This is a genomic window from Rathayibacter tanaceti, assembly GCF_009834165.1.
In the GTDB taxonomy this organism is placed as follows: domain Bacteria; phylum Actinomycetota; class Actinomycetes; order Actinomycetales; family Microbacteriaceae; genus Rathayibacter; species Rathayibacter tanaceti.
In genome coordinates this window covers 318726-333000 of the sequence record NZ_CP047186.1, presented here as the reverse complement: position 1 = coordinate 333000, position 14275 = coordinate 318726, and the positions used below count along the sequence as shown (strand labels likewise).

Below are 14275 nucleotides of genomic sequence, written 5' to 3'. Positions count from 1 at the left end.
CCGGGACGAGCCGGACTACGGTGCTAGGTGATCGAGATTCACGAACTCGGTCACTGTCAATGGGGAGGAACGAATGAAGGCACGAAGCGCTCTTGCAGCTCTGATCACTCTGGTCGTGGGGACGACCATCGCGGTCGGAACACCCAGTCTGGCGGCTGTGACCTACAGCGACTACACGACGAAGGCCGAGATTCCGGATTACGACTGCGGCTCCGACGCATGTACGGCTTCACAGGGGTTCGCGGTGACGACCAACTACCTCTACAGCATCAAGACCGACACGAATCACACGAAGTCGGTCATCTACCGGGTCGACCGGGTATCGGGCGAGCGGGTCCTGATGCGCAATGCGACGAGCAATTCGAACGTCAACACCTGGCTCGGACACGCCAACGACATACAGATCGCCAGCGTCGGCGGTCAGACCTACATGTTCGTGGTCACGATGTTCGACAGCCGCAGCGGAGCGGACAGCACCAAGCAGCTGGTGAAATTGAAGTACAACGGCACCAGCTACGAGTGGGATCACACTTACACGATCCTCTCCGGTTCGACGCCGATCGGTGTCAGCGGACTCAGCAAGATCTCGCAGAGCGGCAACACCGTCGACTTCTTCTTCAGTTCGGGCGACCAGGTCTACCGGGGGAGCCTCGATGTGACCGCTCAGGGAGGCACCGCGAATGACATCCCACTCACGACGGCATTCACGATGAACAACAGGCCGAGCGGCTGGGACCCGCAGGGGATCCACTACGACGCCGCACATCAGCGCCTCTACCGGCCGGTCACCAGCGGCAACCGGAGCAGGGTCCTCGTGTACGACGGCATCACGTCGGCGACGTCGGGATCCAGATCGTCCAGCGCCGACGTGAAGATCGACATCACGAGCACCGACTACCCGAAGTTCGAGATCGAGGGCGTGGGGATCAACGCCGAGAGCGGGAAGCTCTACTTCAGCACGAACCGCACCGGGTCGGACGGCGTCCACTACGTGAACGGCTACTCGGCCTGAGCCGACCCGGCGCTGGGTGGAGGGGCCGCGTCCCTCAGGGCAGCGGCCCCTCCACCCAGCGCGTGGCGAGGCGTCCGCGGGCGCCGGGCCGCGCGATCCACAGTCCGCCGGCGAACGGGTGGCGGGCCCGCTCGTCCGCCGAGAGGTCGCGCGACGCAGAGGTGACGACCGCGATGTCGAGGTCCTCGCCCGCGAAGGCGACGCTGGAGGAATGCGGCGCGTCGATCCTGATGCCCTCGCCCTCGACCGGCCGGCCGTCGGCCTCGAACACCCGCACGCCGCTGCCGCCCCAGACCGCCACCCAGACGCGGCCCTCCGCGTCGACGGTGAGGCCGTCCGCGAACACGCCCTCCTCGAGAGCGACGAACGGCTGGCGGGCGCCGTGCTCGCCGCCCGCGTAGGAGCGGCGGTGGATCACGCCCGACTCGGTGTCGGCCGAGTACAGCACGGCACCGTCGGGCGAGAAGCCGAGGCCGTTCGAGAGCCGCAGGTCGTCGTCGAGCACCGTCACGGATCCGTCGAGCTCGATCCGCAGCAGCACATCGTCGCCCGCCGACTCGCCGAGAGTGAGGGAGCCGATGAGGAGCCGGCCCTGCGGGTCGATCGTGCCGTCGTTGAAGCGGTGCCCCTCGGGCAGCAGCTCGGATCCGCGGGTGAGGGAGCCGTCGACCTCGAGGATCGCGAGGCACCGCGTCAGCGCCACCAGCGTCCGCCCGTCGCCGAGCGGCAGTGCGCAGCCGACCTGCTCGCCCACGTCGGTGCGCGAGATCGCGCCGATCCCCTCGGCGGTGAGGGGCGCCGAGAGGACCGCGCCCGCCTCGATGTCGACCCAGGTGAGCCGGGCGGTGTCTGCATCCCAGACAGGACCTTCGCTGAGGACGTAGGTGGGGGTGCCCGCGGGCGTCGCATCGATCATGCCTCCCACGCTAGGCGGCGGCGGACCGCGCTGTCAGGAACCGAGGTCTGGAGCGACGGATCCGGACCTCGGGGCGGTTCCCGGCACTCTCGACCTCGGTTAAGGACGCGAGCGGCTGAATACACCCGCCCGGCCACCGGCGACAAACGCTGCTCGGCGCGACCATGATGATCACGCAGTCCTTCCTCTACAACGCGATCTTCTTCACCTACGCGCTGGTGCTCGAGAACTTCTACGGAGTCGAGCAGAGCGCCGTGTCGTACTTCTTCTTCCCGTTCGCGATCGGCAACCTTATCGGGCCGCTGGTGCTGAGGCACCTCTTCGACGTCTGGCGCCGCCGGAAGATGATCTTCCTCACCTACGGCGTCACGGCGACGACCGCGGCCCGCCGACCATCGGCTACGTCGTCGGAGCGGGCGTGATGATCCTCGGCGGCGTCATCGCCCTGATCTACGGAGTCGACGCCGAGCGCCGCAGCCTCGAGAGCATCACCGAGCCCATGTCGACAGTGAAGTCCTGACGCCGCCCGCGCCCGCCCGCCGCCCTGCCCGCCAGCGCGTGGGCGGGGCAGCAGGCGGGGCGCCTCACGACCTCCTCGTCCGACGACGTCTCGCTGCACCAAGGAGAAGGACATGGATCGCCGGCCAGACCGCGAACATCGCTCCGAAGCCCGGTACTCAGGCGAGGTCGAGCGTCCCGCTCATCTGCGCGTCGAGACCCGTGTACGCGATGACCGAGACGATCCAGCCGACGACCGGCAGCGCGTACACCGGCAGGACCTGTCGACGACCGCGGCCGACCACCGCCGCCGTGATGCAGGCGGTCACTAGGTAGATGAGGAATCCGACGGCGAAGACACCTCCAAGGAAGGGGGCGAGAGCGAAGGTCGCGGCGACGACCAGCGCACCGATCCCGGCGAGCGCCAAGGCAGTCATCATCAGTCCCCGCTCTTCACTCAGCTACTGATGCTGAGATCGCTCATCTTCTTCTGGAAGATTGCCCATATTGCAGAGGATGCTTGTGTCGATGAAAACCACCGTAGACATCAGCTGATTCCAAGTAGCTGTTGAAACTCACTGTAATCGCGGTCCTCCCGCGTCGAATCGACGAGCTTTCCGGCCGTTACAGCGACCCCCAGCGTCCCCTCGGCCAGCGCGGTCGCGTATCCTGGCAGATCGGTGAGCCGACTCAATTGACTGTATCCCGTGGTCGCATCGCGGTGGCACACGATGATGTCCTGGTTGAGGCTGCCTTCAGCGGCATCCAGCAGCGCTGGACTATGCGTCGTAAGAAGCACACTTGTTCCGGCAGCCTCGCTACTTTTTCGGACTAGTTCCAAGACCCGTCGCGCCTGGGAAGGATGTAGACCATTCTCTAGCCCTTCGAGGACAATAAGAACCCCGCCAGTCGAATTCTCGTCACCCTGATCAAGACGCGCCGCTACTTCATTGTCCACATCAAGACCATGTTGAGACGAAAGCAGAGCAGTTGCAATGCCAATGAATCGCAATAACCCATCACTCATCTGCCGTGCGGGCGTCCGCTCAGCCATTCCGCCCACAGATCCGCGGACTTCTTCCAAAGCCAACATCACGTCGCCAAGATCCGACGAGACGAAGGAAATACCTTTTACTCGATCATCGGCAATCCTGCTTACCAACTCGGTAATCTCTTCGAACGCCGCCCGATCAGTTCTGTCGAGATTCCGAAGCGCCGCCGACAGGTTCTCGCCGGTTCTCCTGAGGTCTACATCGCGCCCAGACACGAAGTCTCGCATGAGATGAGGAACTGGGTCGAAGTGGAAAACCCCTCGAAGGGCGACTAATACCGCCTCTGCACCCCTCAAGACGGAATGCTCTGCAATATCACTTCCACTCAACGCCAATGGGATTTGGCTGATAACTAGACGGCTATCGCGAAACTTGTGCGGAGGATTCTTACCCCGCTTGCCATTGTGAAGCTCCGCCTCAATGCCAGTGCCGGCACTGAGTGCGGTCTTCGTTTCAACGAGGGGACCGACCGAGGTTTTTCCGCTACTGACCGCCACGCCGGGTCCAGAGAGACGCTCCGAAACGATGCGCAAGTCGGGCCTTACCTCAATTTCCAGATCGTAATCATAGCGGTCGGAGCCTAATTCGACCGAACAACCTAACTCGAAACGGTCGGTCCCGTGAGGCGCGCAACCGGCGGACCCACCGCGGACCGCCCCGCCCTCGCGCCTGCGTCCGTCAAGGGCATCGACAAGGTCCTCGCCCTCAGCGAGACGAGCAAGTACCTCGAGCCCATCCAGGGCGTTGGATTTCCCGGAGCTGTTTCGGCCGGTTAAGAGGGTTGTACCCCCCAACGGGAGCACGCTCCCCCGGAACGACTTGAACGCGCCCAAGCGGAGTTGAACTATCCGAGAGGTCACCATGTCCTCATGGTAGGGGAGCACCCCGTGCCGAGGACGGATTCAGGGGCGGAACCTGCAGCCGGGGTTCTAGGCGACTGCTGAGCTACAAGGTAGTCGCCGCATCGACCCTGACCATCGGTCTGCACTCATGGCTCCCATTACAGCAAGTCCTGGGGCCGGCGCCCGGAGCGGTCACCCCACGTGCACGCCAGGGCGGCGCTCGCGACGGGGCTCGGCGCGGCGCAGGACCTCGCGGGTGACGGGGGCGACCTCGCCGGTGCCCGTGATGAGGAAGCGGAACATGTTCGAGATCGGGCCACCCTCCGTCCACTCGAAGTAGACGTCGGGGATGACGCCGGTGCGGTCTCGGATCTCGAGCAGCACGGCCGCGATGGTGTTCGGGATGTTCGCGCTGGTCACCGTGAGCACCCGGAAGCCGTGGTGGATACGCCCCTCCACGAGGAGGTCCTCCTCGAAGTCGGAGGTGTCGGTGGTGTGCACCTCGAGGAAGAGCACGGGGCCGCGCATCGGGAGGTTGCTGTCGCGCTGCTCCTCGGCCAGCTTGTCGCGGTACTCGGCCTCGGAGCCGTCGTCGGGCTCGTTCGCGAGGACGCGGATCACCCCGTAGTCGTCGGCGTCTGTCGTGACGAAGTCGAGGGCGGCGGCGTCGAAGGCGACCGACGTGGCCCGCAGCTGGAACGAGCGGTGCACGCGCGAGACGAGCGAGACCGCCAGGATGCCGACGATGAAGATCGCCGCGATCCGCACGCCGTCGGGCCGTTCGACCACATTGACCACCGTCGTGTAGACGAAGACGAGGGCGATCACCGCGAAGCCCACCGCACGCTTGCGCTGCCTCTTGCGCTTGGCCGAGAGGAACACGGCGACGGAGGCGGAGGTGATCAGCACCAGCACGCCGGTCGCGTACGCCCCGCCCTGCGCGTCGACGTCGGCGCGGAACAGGATCGTGATGACGAACGCCACGGCGGTGAAGACGAGCACGAGGGGACGCACTGCAGCGGCCCACTGCGGAGCCATCCCGTAGCGCGGCAGGTAGCGGGGGACGATGTTGAGCAGGCCTGCCAGCGCGGAGGCGCCCGCGAACCAGAGGATGCAGATGGTCGCGATGTCGTAGACCGTGCCGAAGCCCTCGCCCAGGTACTCGTGCGCGAGGTAGGCCAGCGCGCGGCCGTTGGCCTCGCCTCCGGGCTGGAACTGCGCCTGCGGGATGAGCAGTGTCGTGACGAAGCTCGAGGTGATGAGGAAGGCCGACATGGTGATGGCCGCGGTCAGCAGCAGTCGATTCGCGCCGCGGATCCTCCCGGCCGGCGCCTCCTCGGTGTCTCCCGCATCGCCGCGGATCTGCGGCATGACCGCGACGCCCGTCTCGAAGCCCGAGAGGCCGAGCGCGAGCTTGGGGAACACGATCAGCGCGATGCCCACCATGACCAACGGATTGCCGTGCTGCGTCGTCAGCGCCGACCACCAGTCGCCGATGACGACCGGGTTCTCGGCGACGTGCCCGATCGCCACGCTGATCACGACGGCGTTGAGGAGGAGGAATACGGCCACGAGCACGACCGCGATCGAGATCGCCTCGCGGAAGCCGCGGAGGAACACGATGCCGAGCAGGGCGATCAGGCCCAGCGTGAGCGGCACCTCCGCACCGTGGAACCAGGCCGGAGCGAACGGGTTCTCCACCGCGTGCGCCGTCGCGTCGGCCGCCGAGAGGGTGATCGTGATCATGAAGTCGGTGGCCGCGAAGCCCAGCAGCACGAGCACGAAGAGCTTGCCACCCCACCAGGGCAGCAAGCGCTCGAGCATCGCGATCGAGCCCTCGCCGCGGAAGCTCTCGCGGGCGACGCGGCGGTAGACGGGGAGCGCGCCGAACAGTGTCAGGACGACCAGCACGATCGTCGCGAGCGGAGAGACGAGGCCCGCGGCGAGCGCCGCGATCGCCGGCTGGTAGCCCAGGGTCGAGAAGTAGTCGACGCCGGTGAGGCACATGACCCGCCACCACGAGTGGGTCTTGGCGGTCTCGGCGTGCGGCCCCGGATGGGCGCCGGAATCGTCGCGGAGGCCCTCGAGCAGCCAGGCCCTCATGCCGCCCGCGCGTGCGGAGGGGGCGGGGGCGGAGTCGGGGTCGTCGCTGAGGACGGAAGAAGTCACTGGACGTTTCTACCCGTCGTCCGGGGCGCCGAGCGGCCGGATGAGCGGATCCTCACGCTTTCCTCACGGGTATTCGCCTGTGGAGGAGGATTCGCGGCCGATCGGGCGCGAAAGGGACGCCGGTGGCGCCTCCGCGTGCCTGACCGCCGCTCCCAGGGCCGCGCGGAAGGATCGGACGCGACCCCTCACCGACAGGAGCACCACCATGTCATCACCCCGCCGCGCCCTGATCCTCGTCGATGTCCAGCAGGAGTACTTCAGCGGCCCGCTCGAGATCCAGTACCCGCCGCACGTGCAGTCGCTGCCGCAGATCGCCGCCGCCCTCGACTCCGCCGCCGCCGCCGGCCTCCCGATCGCCGTGGTGCAGCACAGCGCGGGAGAGGGAGCACCGATCTTCGACCCGATCGGCCCCGCCTTCGCTCTGCACCCCGAGATCGAGCGGCGCCGCTCCGACTCGTGGAAGACCGTGACGAAGCAGTACGGGACGGTCTTCGCCGGAACCGACCTGCTCGACTGGCTGCGCCAGCACGACATCGACACGATCACCCTCGTCGGCTACATGACCAACAACTGCATCCTCGCCTCCGCCGCCGAGGCCGAGACCCACGGGCTCCGCGCCGAGGTCATCTCGGACGCGACGGGCGCTATCGCGATCTCGAACGACGCCGGCTCGGTCGACGCCCGCTCCCTGCACACCGCACTGATGGCACTGCTGAACTCGAACTTCGCCGCCGTCGCCCCCACCACGGTCTGGATCTCGGCGCTGAAGGGCGAGTACACCCTCCCGATGAGCACCCTGCCCGAGTCCGCCGCCGCCGGCGCCGCCCGCTGAGCGTTCGGTCCCGTGCAGAACGTAGCGAACGCGCTGCGACCGTCCCGCCCACCCTGCCCCTCCCGCTGGAGCTCAGTCGTTCAGGTGGGCGATGGCGAAGTCGGCCTCCTCGGCCGTGAACTGCTCGCCGTACTCGCTCGTGAGCTGGTCGCGGATGGCCTCCGGTGACATCGCCATCTGAGTCTGGTAGTCCTTCGCCTTCGCCAGAGCGTTGGCGTTCCAGTCAGCAGCGACCGTGTCGACCGCGTACTGGGCGGCCTCCGGAGAGAACTTCTCGCCGTACTCCGACGTGAGCTGGCCGTACAGACCGGCCTTGCTCATGTGCAGCATCTCGGAATAGCTGCGGGCCTTGAGCAGCGCCGAGGCGAACTCGGGCGAGACCTGCGCAGCGGCGGCAGGCTCGGGCTCAGGCGCGGCCGACTCAACGGGCGCGGGCTCGACCGTCGCGGCGGGCGCAGGTTCGGCCGTCCCAATAGGCGCCGGCTCGGCCGTCTCGACGATCTCCGCCTCCTCGGTGGCGGGAGCGACCGGCGCTGTCGTCGGCTCGGAGGACTCGACGACTGCGGACACGGGACGCTGCTCCGAAGCGGAGTTGATCGCCGCACCGAATCCGATGGTCGTCGCGAGGGAGACGAGGAGGGCGACCCCGCCGAGGGCGATGCCGGCGATCGACAGCCCCTTCGACTGGCGCCGATGGAGGGCGAGAACGCCGAGGACGATCGCCGCAATCCCCACGAGCGCTCCGAAGACCGGCACGAGACCGACCAGGAACGCGATGATGCCGACGACGAGCGCAGCGATGGCGAGGCCGGGTGTGGCGGAGGGACGGGGACCCTGGGGAAGCGTCGCGCCGCCGTAGGCGACCTGGCCGGCGGGTGGCTTGTCGGAGGAGGAAGGGGAGGAGTGCGGGGTGTTCTCCGGCGGGAGACGTGTACTCATCGCGCGAGTATCGCAGAGGGCACAGGCTCATCTCGGTGTTCGAGACATGCTGTCTCAATGAGCTCCGAGGAGTCCGGGCGGAGCCCTCCCTAGCGCCGCTGCGACCGCACCACCCCTGCAAACATCAGCGGAGTGAGGCGAGCACCGCCTCGAGCGCGTCGACGGCGACGTCGATCTCGTCCGCCGTGACGACCAGGGGCGGCGCCAGGCGGATCGTCGAGCCGTGCGTGTCCTTCGCCAGCACACCGCGCGCCATCAGCGCCTCGCAGACCGCGCGCCCCGAGGCGAGTTCGGGGTCGATGTCGATGCCCGCCCAGAGTCCGGCGCCGCGGACGGCGACGACTCCGCGGCCCACGAGCACCTGGAGGCGGGCGTGCAGCTGGGCCCCGCGCTCACGGGCGAGGGCCTGGTAGTCGCCGGTGGCGAGCATCTCGACGACCGCGAGGCCGACGGCGGCGGCCAGCGGGTTGCCTCCGAAGGTCGACCCGTGCTGGCCGGGCTGCAGCACGCCGAGCACGTCGGCGTTCGCGACGACAGCCGACACCGGGACGATGCCGCCGCCGAGTGCCTTGCCGAGCAGGTAGACGTCGGGGACGACTCCGACCAGATCGCACGCGAAGGTCGCTCCGGTGCGGCCGAGGCCGGACTGGATCTCGTCGGCGATGAAGAGGACGGTGCGGCGCGCGGTGATCTCGCGCACGGCCGGGAGGTAGTCGGCCGGCGGCACGACGATGCCCGCCTCGCCCTGGATCGGCTCGATCAGCACGGCCACCGTGTCGTCGTCGATCGCGTCCTCGAGAGCGCAGGCGTCGCCGAACGGCACCGTGCGGAAGCCGGGGGTGAACGGACCGAAGCCTTCGCGCGCCTCCGCGTCATCGCTGAACGAGATGATCGTCGTGGTGCGGCCGTGGAAATTGCCCGCCGCGACGATGATGTTCGCGCGCCCGGGCGCGACGCCCTTGACCCGGTACCCCCACGCGCGAGCGACCTTGATACCCGACTCCACCGCCTCCGCGCCGGTGTTCATCGGCAGGACCATGTCCTTGCCAGCGAGCGCGGCGAGCGCCGTGACGAACGGGCCGAGGCGGTCGTTGTGGAACGCTCGGCTGGTGAGGGTGACGCGGCCGAGCTGCGCCTGCGCCGCCTCCAGCAGCGCCGGGTGCGAGTGGCCGAAGTTCACGGCGGAGTACGCGGCGAGGCAGTCGAGGTAGCGGCGGCCCTCGACGTCGGTGATCCAGGCGCCCTCGCCGCTGGCCGCGACGACGGGCAGCGGGTGGTAGTTGTGGGCGGCGTGCTCCTCCTCGGCGGCGATGAGGGCATCGGACGCGGTGGTCTCGCGGGTGGTCTCGGTGATGCTCATGTCGTTCCTCCTGGGGTGACGGTCGACTGTCCAGGACAGTGGAGGGTGGGTCAGCCCTGCGCAGCGGCAGTGCTTCGCACGGGCAGCGCCGCGCAGTGGGTCAGCGGCGCAGCTCGAGCGTGCAGCACTTCACGCCGCCGCCGCCGAGCAGCAGCTCGGACAGATCGACGCCGATCGGGTTGTAGCCGCGCTCGCGCAGCTGCCGCTCGAAACCCGTCGCTCGGGAGGCGATGACGACGTTGCGTCCGTCCGAGAAGGAGTTGAGGCCCAGCACGGACGCGTCCTCCTCCGAGACGAGGATGGCGTCCGGGTAGAGCTCGCGGAGGATGCGGTTGCCCTCCTCGCTGAACGCGCTGGGGAGGTAGGCGATGTCGGAGTCGCCGAGCACGGCGATGGCAGTGTCGAGGTGGTAGAACGACGGGTTCACCAGCTCGAGCGTGACGACCTCGCGACCGAAGACCCGGGCGACCTCGGCGTGCGAGTCGGACGCGGAGCGGAAGCCGGTGCCGGCGAGGATCCGCTCGCCGACGAGGAGGAAGTCGCCCTCGCCCTCGTTGACCTCCTCGGGCACACGGACGTCGAATCCGGCCGACCGGAACCAGTCCATGTAGGCCGGGCCCTCGGGCCGGCGCTGCGGGTAGGTGAAGGAGGCGCCGTAGGCGATCCCGTCGATCACCGTGCCGCCGTTAGCCGCGTAGACCATGTCCGGCAGCCCCGCCTGCGGCTCGATCAGCTCGATCTCGAAGCCGAGGCCGGCGTAGGTGTCGTAGAGGTCCTGCCACTGGCGGACGGCGAGAGAGGTGTCGGTGGGGACCTGCGGGTCCATCCAGGGGTTGATGCGGTAGACGACAGTGAAGTGCTCGGGACGGCACATCAGGATCGACTTCGCGACGGGGGTGCGGATCGGTGCCTCGGCGAGCACGGCGGTATCGGTCATTCGAGTCCTCCTGCGAAAGGATGCGGATGAGCGGACCGGGTCCAGTGGCTCCGTGCCCCGCGCAGAGACGGCGGGGTGGAGCACGCTCCCGCCCAGTCTCGCACGCGGGCTTCGTGCGATTCTCGCTGCGAGGCGCAGGATCCCTGCGCGAGAGCCGCTGGTTCCGCAGAAAGCGTCGTGCGCCCCGCCGGAGCAGTCCCGCGTGCGGGGCGCGAACCGTGTGAGGATGCAGAGCCACGACGTCGACCGGGAGAACCATGAGCGCCATCACCGACCGCCCCCTGCTCATCGGGATCGAGACCGGCGGGACCAAGGTCGTCGCCGCCGTGGCGGCCCGCGACGAGCCCGAGCGGATCCTCGCGACGACGACCCTGCCGACGCGGGGACCCGCGGAGACCCTCGCCGACCTGGCCGGCTTCGTCGCCGGCCACGGCGCCGAGGGCACCGTCGCGGCCGTCGGAGTCGCCTCCTTCGGGCCGCTGGACATCGACCCCGCCTCCCCCGGCTACGGCCGTCTGACGTCGACGCCGAAGCTCGGCTGGGAGGGCACCGACGTGCTCGGACCGCTCGGAGACGCGGCTCCCGGGGCGCGGATGTCCCTGGTGACCGACGTCAACGGCGCCGCGCTCGGCGAGGCCCGCTGGGGTGCCGGCGTAGGCGAGAGTGACTTCGTCTACCTCACGGTGGGCACCGGAGTCGGCGGGGGCGTCATCGCCGGCGGACGCCTCCTCGCCGGCAGCGGCTGGCCCGAGGTCGCGCACCTGCTGCCCCGCAGGCACCCGGAGGACCGTTTCGCGGGCACCTGCCCGTTCCACGGCGACTGCCTCGAGGGCCTCGTCGCAGGCCCGGCGATCTCGGCCCGCTGGGGAGTCGACGGCTCCAGCCTCGGACCCGAGGACGCGGCCACGAACCTCCGCTTCAGCTCCTTCTACCTCGGGCAGCTGGTGACCACGCTGGCCTACGTGGCCGGCGTGCGGCTCGCGGTGCTCGGCGGTGGAGTGTCGAAGACGCCGGGCCTGCTCCCCGCGGTCGAGGCCGAGGTGGAGCGCCTGATGGGCGCTCCCGGGGCGACGGGCACGGGAGGCGGCCGGATCCGCATCGTGCGCCCGGCCCTGGGCGACGAGTCGGGCGTGCGCGGGGCGCTCTCGCTGGCGGAGTCGCTGCTCGGGTGAGCGTCCGCGCCCTGAGCGCGCACTTCGCCGGCTCGGCTCCCCCGCAGCCGGATCCGGTCCCACCCAGCCCGTCACGCGCCCGCGGCAACGGAGATCCTGGGCCCGTCACGGAGAGCCATCACTGCCGGCCCCGCTGGGCGACCTCGTCGCCGACGACGGAGACGAGTGGGGCCGCCGTGACGACGAGCAGGCAGACCGCGAGCGGGGCACCGCCTGCCGCGAGAGCCCCGGCGAGGAGGAGAACGACGGCAGTCACCGCGAAGAGCCAGCCATGGAGGACATCGAACGTCCCTCGGAGGTAGCTGTAGGTGAGCATCACCGCTGTGCAGAGCACCGCCACAGGCACCGCGGTAGCGACGACCGTGCCTAGAGTGCCGAAGGGAGCACGGCCCTCGACGGCGTAGGCGGCGACGTGCAGTCCCGCTCCGGTCGCGACGATCGCGGCGTAGAGGATCAAGTGCAGGTAGATGAGAGGCTGGGCCTTGCGTCGGTCGCTCCGGAGCGCATCGGCGGCGGGGATCAGGAAGTACATCCACCACAGGCCGAAGGTGAGGCCGATGCCCGCGACCACGATCGTGACCGCTTCCGGACTCCATCCGGCGCCCTGCACGATGGCCGAGACGGAGGCGACGGTTCCGAAGACACCCTCACCCAGCGCGACGATCGCAAGCAGGCCGAAGCGTTCTGCCACATGACCGGCGTGCCATGGGACGGGGCCGTTCTGCTTCTCCACGATGCGGGTCCCGCTGATCTCGCCGGCGAAGAGCAAGGCGGCGACGGTGAAGAACACCCCGACGGTGGGCTCGACGAGCACCAGGACGAACCACCCGGCGAGCACACCCGAGACGAGTGCGGCGTGCAGGAGCGCGGATCGCCGCGCGGCCGGGTCGTGCACGGCGAGCCGGAGCCACTGCACGACCGTCGCGAGCCGCATGACCACGTAGCCGGCGACCATGCCGCGGGCGTCGACGGCTCCGCCCTGGTCGAGGGAGGCGAACATGGCAGGGAGGCCGAGCGCGAGCACGACGACGCCGATCATCTGCACCATCGTCGCGGCACGGTAGAGCCAGTCGTCCATGCCGAAGGCCGACGTGAACCAGGTGAAGCTGACCCAGACGGAGGCGATGGCGAAGATCGCGTAGACGAAGCCGACGATCCCGGTCTCGACCCGACTGTCGATCAGGTGATGGGACAGCTGATCGGCAGCCTGGCCGAAGGCGACCACGAAGGCGAGGTCGAACAGCAGCTCCAGCGGCGTGACAGTCCGGTGCGGCGCCTCCGGGTCGCGGCGGCGCACGATCCCGGTACGACGAGCGGAGCCGGCCGGCGTCCGACGGGCGCCTGCGACGGATGAGGGTCCTCGCATCTCGGAGGCAGGGCCCTCGCGCGGCGGCGTCACGTCTCGTCGAACGAGAGGCGGGAGGAGAACCGCCGGACGCTCGGGGGGCCGGCCGCGATGTCGGGGAGTCGGGTGGCGCCCTCAGGCGTGCGCCTCCAGGCGACGTACTCGTCGTACGCAGCTCCGGACGCCCACCTCGTGAGGAGCGTGAGCGTCCCGGGTCGGCTCTCGTCGGAGAGGACCTCGGTGAGCTCATTGCCGGGGAAACCTGCGGTCGCCGGGAGGTCGTGGAGAAAGGCTGCGTCGACGTCCGCCGTGTCGGCACGCAGGGGAATGTCCATCAGGACGGTGACGGTCATGGTCGTACCTCTCAGGGTCGGAAGGGGTCAGGGAGCAGTTGGCGCAAGGTAGGCGCCGAGGTTCTCCTCGACCTCCTCGAGGCCGCGCTCGGCGATCAGCGCGCCGAAGGCGGCGATCCGAGCGTGAAAACCGGGCCAAGTCACGGTTCGGGTGAACTCCTCCCAGGACGCCACGAGATCCGCCTCAGGAGGCAGGCTCGCGCGGTCGATCTGGGCCTTCGCGCCGAGGATCGCCTCCTTGTCGAAGGACGCGATCCGCTGCGCCGTGCGCATCACGAGACCGCTCAGCTCGGCGTCGTCGACGGCCCGCGTGACCCAGCCGTAGTGCTCGGCGCGATCGGCGTCGTAGTCCTGTCCGCTCATGATCGCCTCAAGGGCACGATCACGGCCGATCAAGCGGCTGAGGCGGTCGGTGCCCCCGCCGCCGGGCACGAGCCCCGTGCCGACCTCGAGCTGGCCGAAGGCAGCGTGCTGACGGCTGGCGTAGCGGAGATCGAAGGCGAGAGCGAGCTCGTCGCCGCCGCCACGGGTCCGCCCGCGGATCTCGGCGATGGTGAGGAACGGAGCCGAGGCGATGCGCCTCGCGAGATCCACCCAGCCGGGGGTGCCGTCCTCGGCGACGAAGCCCAGGAGCGCATCCAGCTGCGTGAGGTCTGCGTGGTTATAGAAGTAGCCCGGAGTCGAACTGTCGAACACGACGACAGAAACGTCAGGATCGGCGGAGAGCCGATCGATCACGGCCGAGAGCTCGACGGCGTCATCGGCGCCCACGAGGTTGACCGGCGGGTTCGAGAACGTGACGCGTCGGATGCGGGACGAGACGGAGTGGACGGTGAAGTGGGTCAAGG

The 14275-nt window shown here is 68.9% G+C and carries 14 protein-coding genes; 4 read left to right on the top strand and 10 right to left on the bottom strand.

The genetic code is table 11. The features are described 5' to 3' along the window. The first annotated feature begins 73 nt into the window (after window positions 1-73). Window positions 74-1012 carry a hypothetical protein gene (locus GSU10_RS01525; RefSeq protein ID WP_132505423.1) on the top strand — a complete coding sequence of 313 codons (939 nt, stop codon included), beginning with the start codon at window positions 74-76 and terminating at the stop codon, window positions 1010-1012. A 34-nt stretch (window positions 1013-1046) separates the two neighbouring features. On the opposite strand, the gene GSU10_RS01520 is transcribed toward GSU10_RS01525, so the two are convergent. After that, window positions 1047-1928, bottom strand: a complete 882-nt coding sequence (locus GSU10_RS01520) for an SMP-30/gluconolactonase/LRE family protein (RefSeq protein WP_068208591.1) — start codon at window positions 1926-1928, stop codon at window positions 1047-1049. Between the two features lie 164 nt (window positions 1929-2092). Between GSU10_RS01520 and GSU10_RS01515 the strand changes: the two genes are divergently transcribed. Then, the gene (locus GSU10_RS01515) at window positions 2093-2350 is read left to right on the top strand and encodes a hypothetical protein (protein ID WP_068208592.1); all 258 of its coding nucleotides are present in this window, start codon (window positions 2093-2095) and stop codon (window positions 2348-2350) included. Between the two features lie 255 nt (window positions 2351-2605). On the opposite strand, the gene GSU10_RS01510 is transcribed toward GSU10_RS01515, so the two are convergent. The 3 genes from GSU10_RS01510 to GSU10_RS01500 form a co-directional block, all read right to left on the bottom strand. Then, complete coding sequence (locus tag GSU10_RS01510) at window positions 2606-2866, bottom strand: hypothetical protein (RefSeq protein WP_068208593.1); 261 nt, start codon at window positions 2864-2866, stop codon at window positions 2606-2608. A gap of 107 nt (window positions 2867-2973) precedes the next feature. Then, the gene (locus GSU10_RS01505; RefSeq protein WP_068208617.1) at window positions 2974-4341 is read right to left on the bottom strand and encodes an AAA family ATPase; all 1368 of its coding nucleotides are present in this window, start codon (window positions 4339-4341) and stop codon (window positions 2974-2976) included. Window positions 4342-4512: 171 nt separating this feature from the next. Continuing rightward, the gene (locus GSU10_RS01500; RefSeq protein WP_132505479.1) at window positions 4513-6423 is read right to left on the bottom strand and encodes an APC family permease; all 1911 of its coding nucleotides are present in this window, start codon (window positions 6421-6423) and stop codon (window positions 4513-4515) included. 271 nt (window positions 6424-6694) lie between these two features. Here GSU10_RS01500 and GSU10_RS01495 point away from each other — a divergent pair, with 271 nt between their 5' ends. Beyond that, entirely contained in the window at window positions 6695-7321 is a 627-nt protein-coding gene (locus GSU10_RS01495) for an isochorismatase family protein (protein ID WP_068208595.1), read from the top strand. A gap of 72 nt (window positions 7322-7393) precedes the next feature. Here GSU10_RS01495 and GSU10_RS01490 read toward each other — a convergent pair whose 3' ends face one another. From GSU10_RS01490 to ddaH, 3 genes are all read right to left on the bottom strand, one after another. Continuing rightward, window positions 7394-8260 carry an Ltp family lipoprotein gene (locus GSU10_RS01490; RefSeq protein ID WP_082844974.1) on the bottom strand — a complete coding sequence of 289 codons (867 nt, stop codon included), beginning with the start codon at window positions 8258-8260 and terminating at the stop codon, window positions 7394-7396. A gap of 124 nt (window positions 8261-8384) precedes the next feature. Further along, on the bottom strand, window positions 8385-9620 hold the full coding sequence (gene rocD / locus GSU10_RS01485) for an ornithine--oxo-acid transaminase (RefSeq protein ID WP_068208598.1): 1236 nt from the start codon (window positions 9618-9620) through the stop codon (window positions 8385-8387). 100 nt (window positions 9621-9720) lie between these two features. After that, a complete protein-coding gene (gene ddaH / locus GSU10_RS01480; protein WP_068208599.1) occupies window positions 9721-10557 on the bottom strand; it encodes a dimethylargininase in 837 nt (278 codons plus the stop codon). Between the two features lie 257 nt (window positions 10558-10814). On the opposite strand from ddaH, the gene GSU10_RS01475 reads away from it, so the two are divergent. Further along, complete coding sequence (locus tag GSU10_RS01475; RefSeq protein ID WP_082844975.1) at window positions 10815-11729, top strand: ROK family protein; 915 nt, start codon at window positions 10815-10817, stop codon at window positions 11727-11729. Between the two features lie 118 nt (window positions 11730-11847). On the opposite strand, the gene GSU10_RS01470 is transcribed toward GSU10_RS01475, so the two are convergent. The 3 genes from GSU10_RS01470 to GSU10_RS01460 form a co-directional block, all read right to left on the bottom strand. Beyond that, entirely contained in the window at window positions 11848-13026 is a 1179-nt protein-coding gene (locus tag GSU10_RS01470) for a low temperature requirement protein A (RefSeq protein ID WP_068208628.1), read from the bottom strand. Window positions 13027-13124: 98 nt separating this feature from the next. Beyond that, window positions 13125-13427, bottom strand: a complete 303-nt coding sequence (locus tag GSU10_RS01465; protein ID WP_068208602.1) for a putative quinol monooxygenase — start codon at window positions 13425-13427, stop codon at window positions 13125-13127. Window positions 13428-13454: 27 nt separating this feature from the next. Beyond that, the gene (locus GSU10_RS01460) at window positions 13455-14273 is read right to left on the bottom strand and encodes an enoyl-CoA hydratase/isomerase family protein (protein WP_068208606.1); all 819 of its coding nucleotides are present in this window, start codon (window positions 14271-14273) and stop codon (window positions 13455-13457) included. Window positions 14274-14275: the final 2 nt, after the last annotated feature.

Coding starts and splice junctions, on each gene's coding strand:
- GSU10_RS01525 (WP_132505423.1), top strand. CDS start 74: ATGAAGGCACGAAGCGCTCTTGCAGCTCTGATCACTCTGGTCGTGGGG.
- GSU10_RS01520 (WP_068208591.1), bottom strand. CDS start 1,928: ATGATCGATGCGACGCCCGCGGGCACCCCCACCTACGTCCTCAGCGAA.
- GSU10_RS01515 (WP_068208592.1), top strand. CDS start 2,093: ATGATGATCACGCAGTCCTTCCTCTACAACGCGATCTTCTTCACCTAC.
- GSU10_RS01510 (WP_068208593.1), bottom strand. CDS start 2,866: ATGATGACTGCCTTGGCGCTCGCCGGGATCGGTGCGCTGGTCGTCGCC.
- GSU10_RS01505 (WP_068208617.1), bottom strand. CDS start 4,341: ATGGTGACCTCTCGGATAGTTCAACTCCGCTTGGGCGCGTTCAAGTCG.
- GSU10_RS01500 (WP_132505479.1), bottom strand. CDS start 6,423: ATGAGGGCCTGGCTGCTCGAGGGCCTCCGCGACGATTCCGGCGCCCAT.
- GSU10_RS01495 (WP_068208595.1), top strand. CDS start 6,695: ATGTCATCACCCCGCCGCGCCCTGATCCTCGTCGATGTCCAGCAGGAG.
- GSU10_RS01490 (WP_082844974.1), bottom strand. CDS start 8,260: ATGAGTACACGTCTCCCGCCGGAGAACACCCCGCACTCCTCCCCTTCC.
- rocD (WP_068208598.1), bottom strand. CDS start 9,620: ATGAGCATCACCGAGACCACCCGCGAGACCACCGCGTCCGATGCCCTC.
- ddaH (WP_068208599.1), bottom strand. CDS start 10,557: ATGACCGATACCGCCGTGCTCGCCGAGGCACCGATCCGCACCCCCGTC.
- GSU10_RS01475 (WP_082844975.1), top strand. CDS start 10,815: ATGAGCGCCATCACCGACCGCCCCCTGCTCATCGGGATCGAGACCGGC.
- GSU10_RS01465 (WP_068208602.1), bottom strand. CDS start 13,427: ATGACCGTCACCGTCCTGATGGACATTCCCCTGCGTGCCGACACGGCG.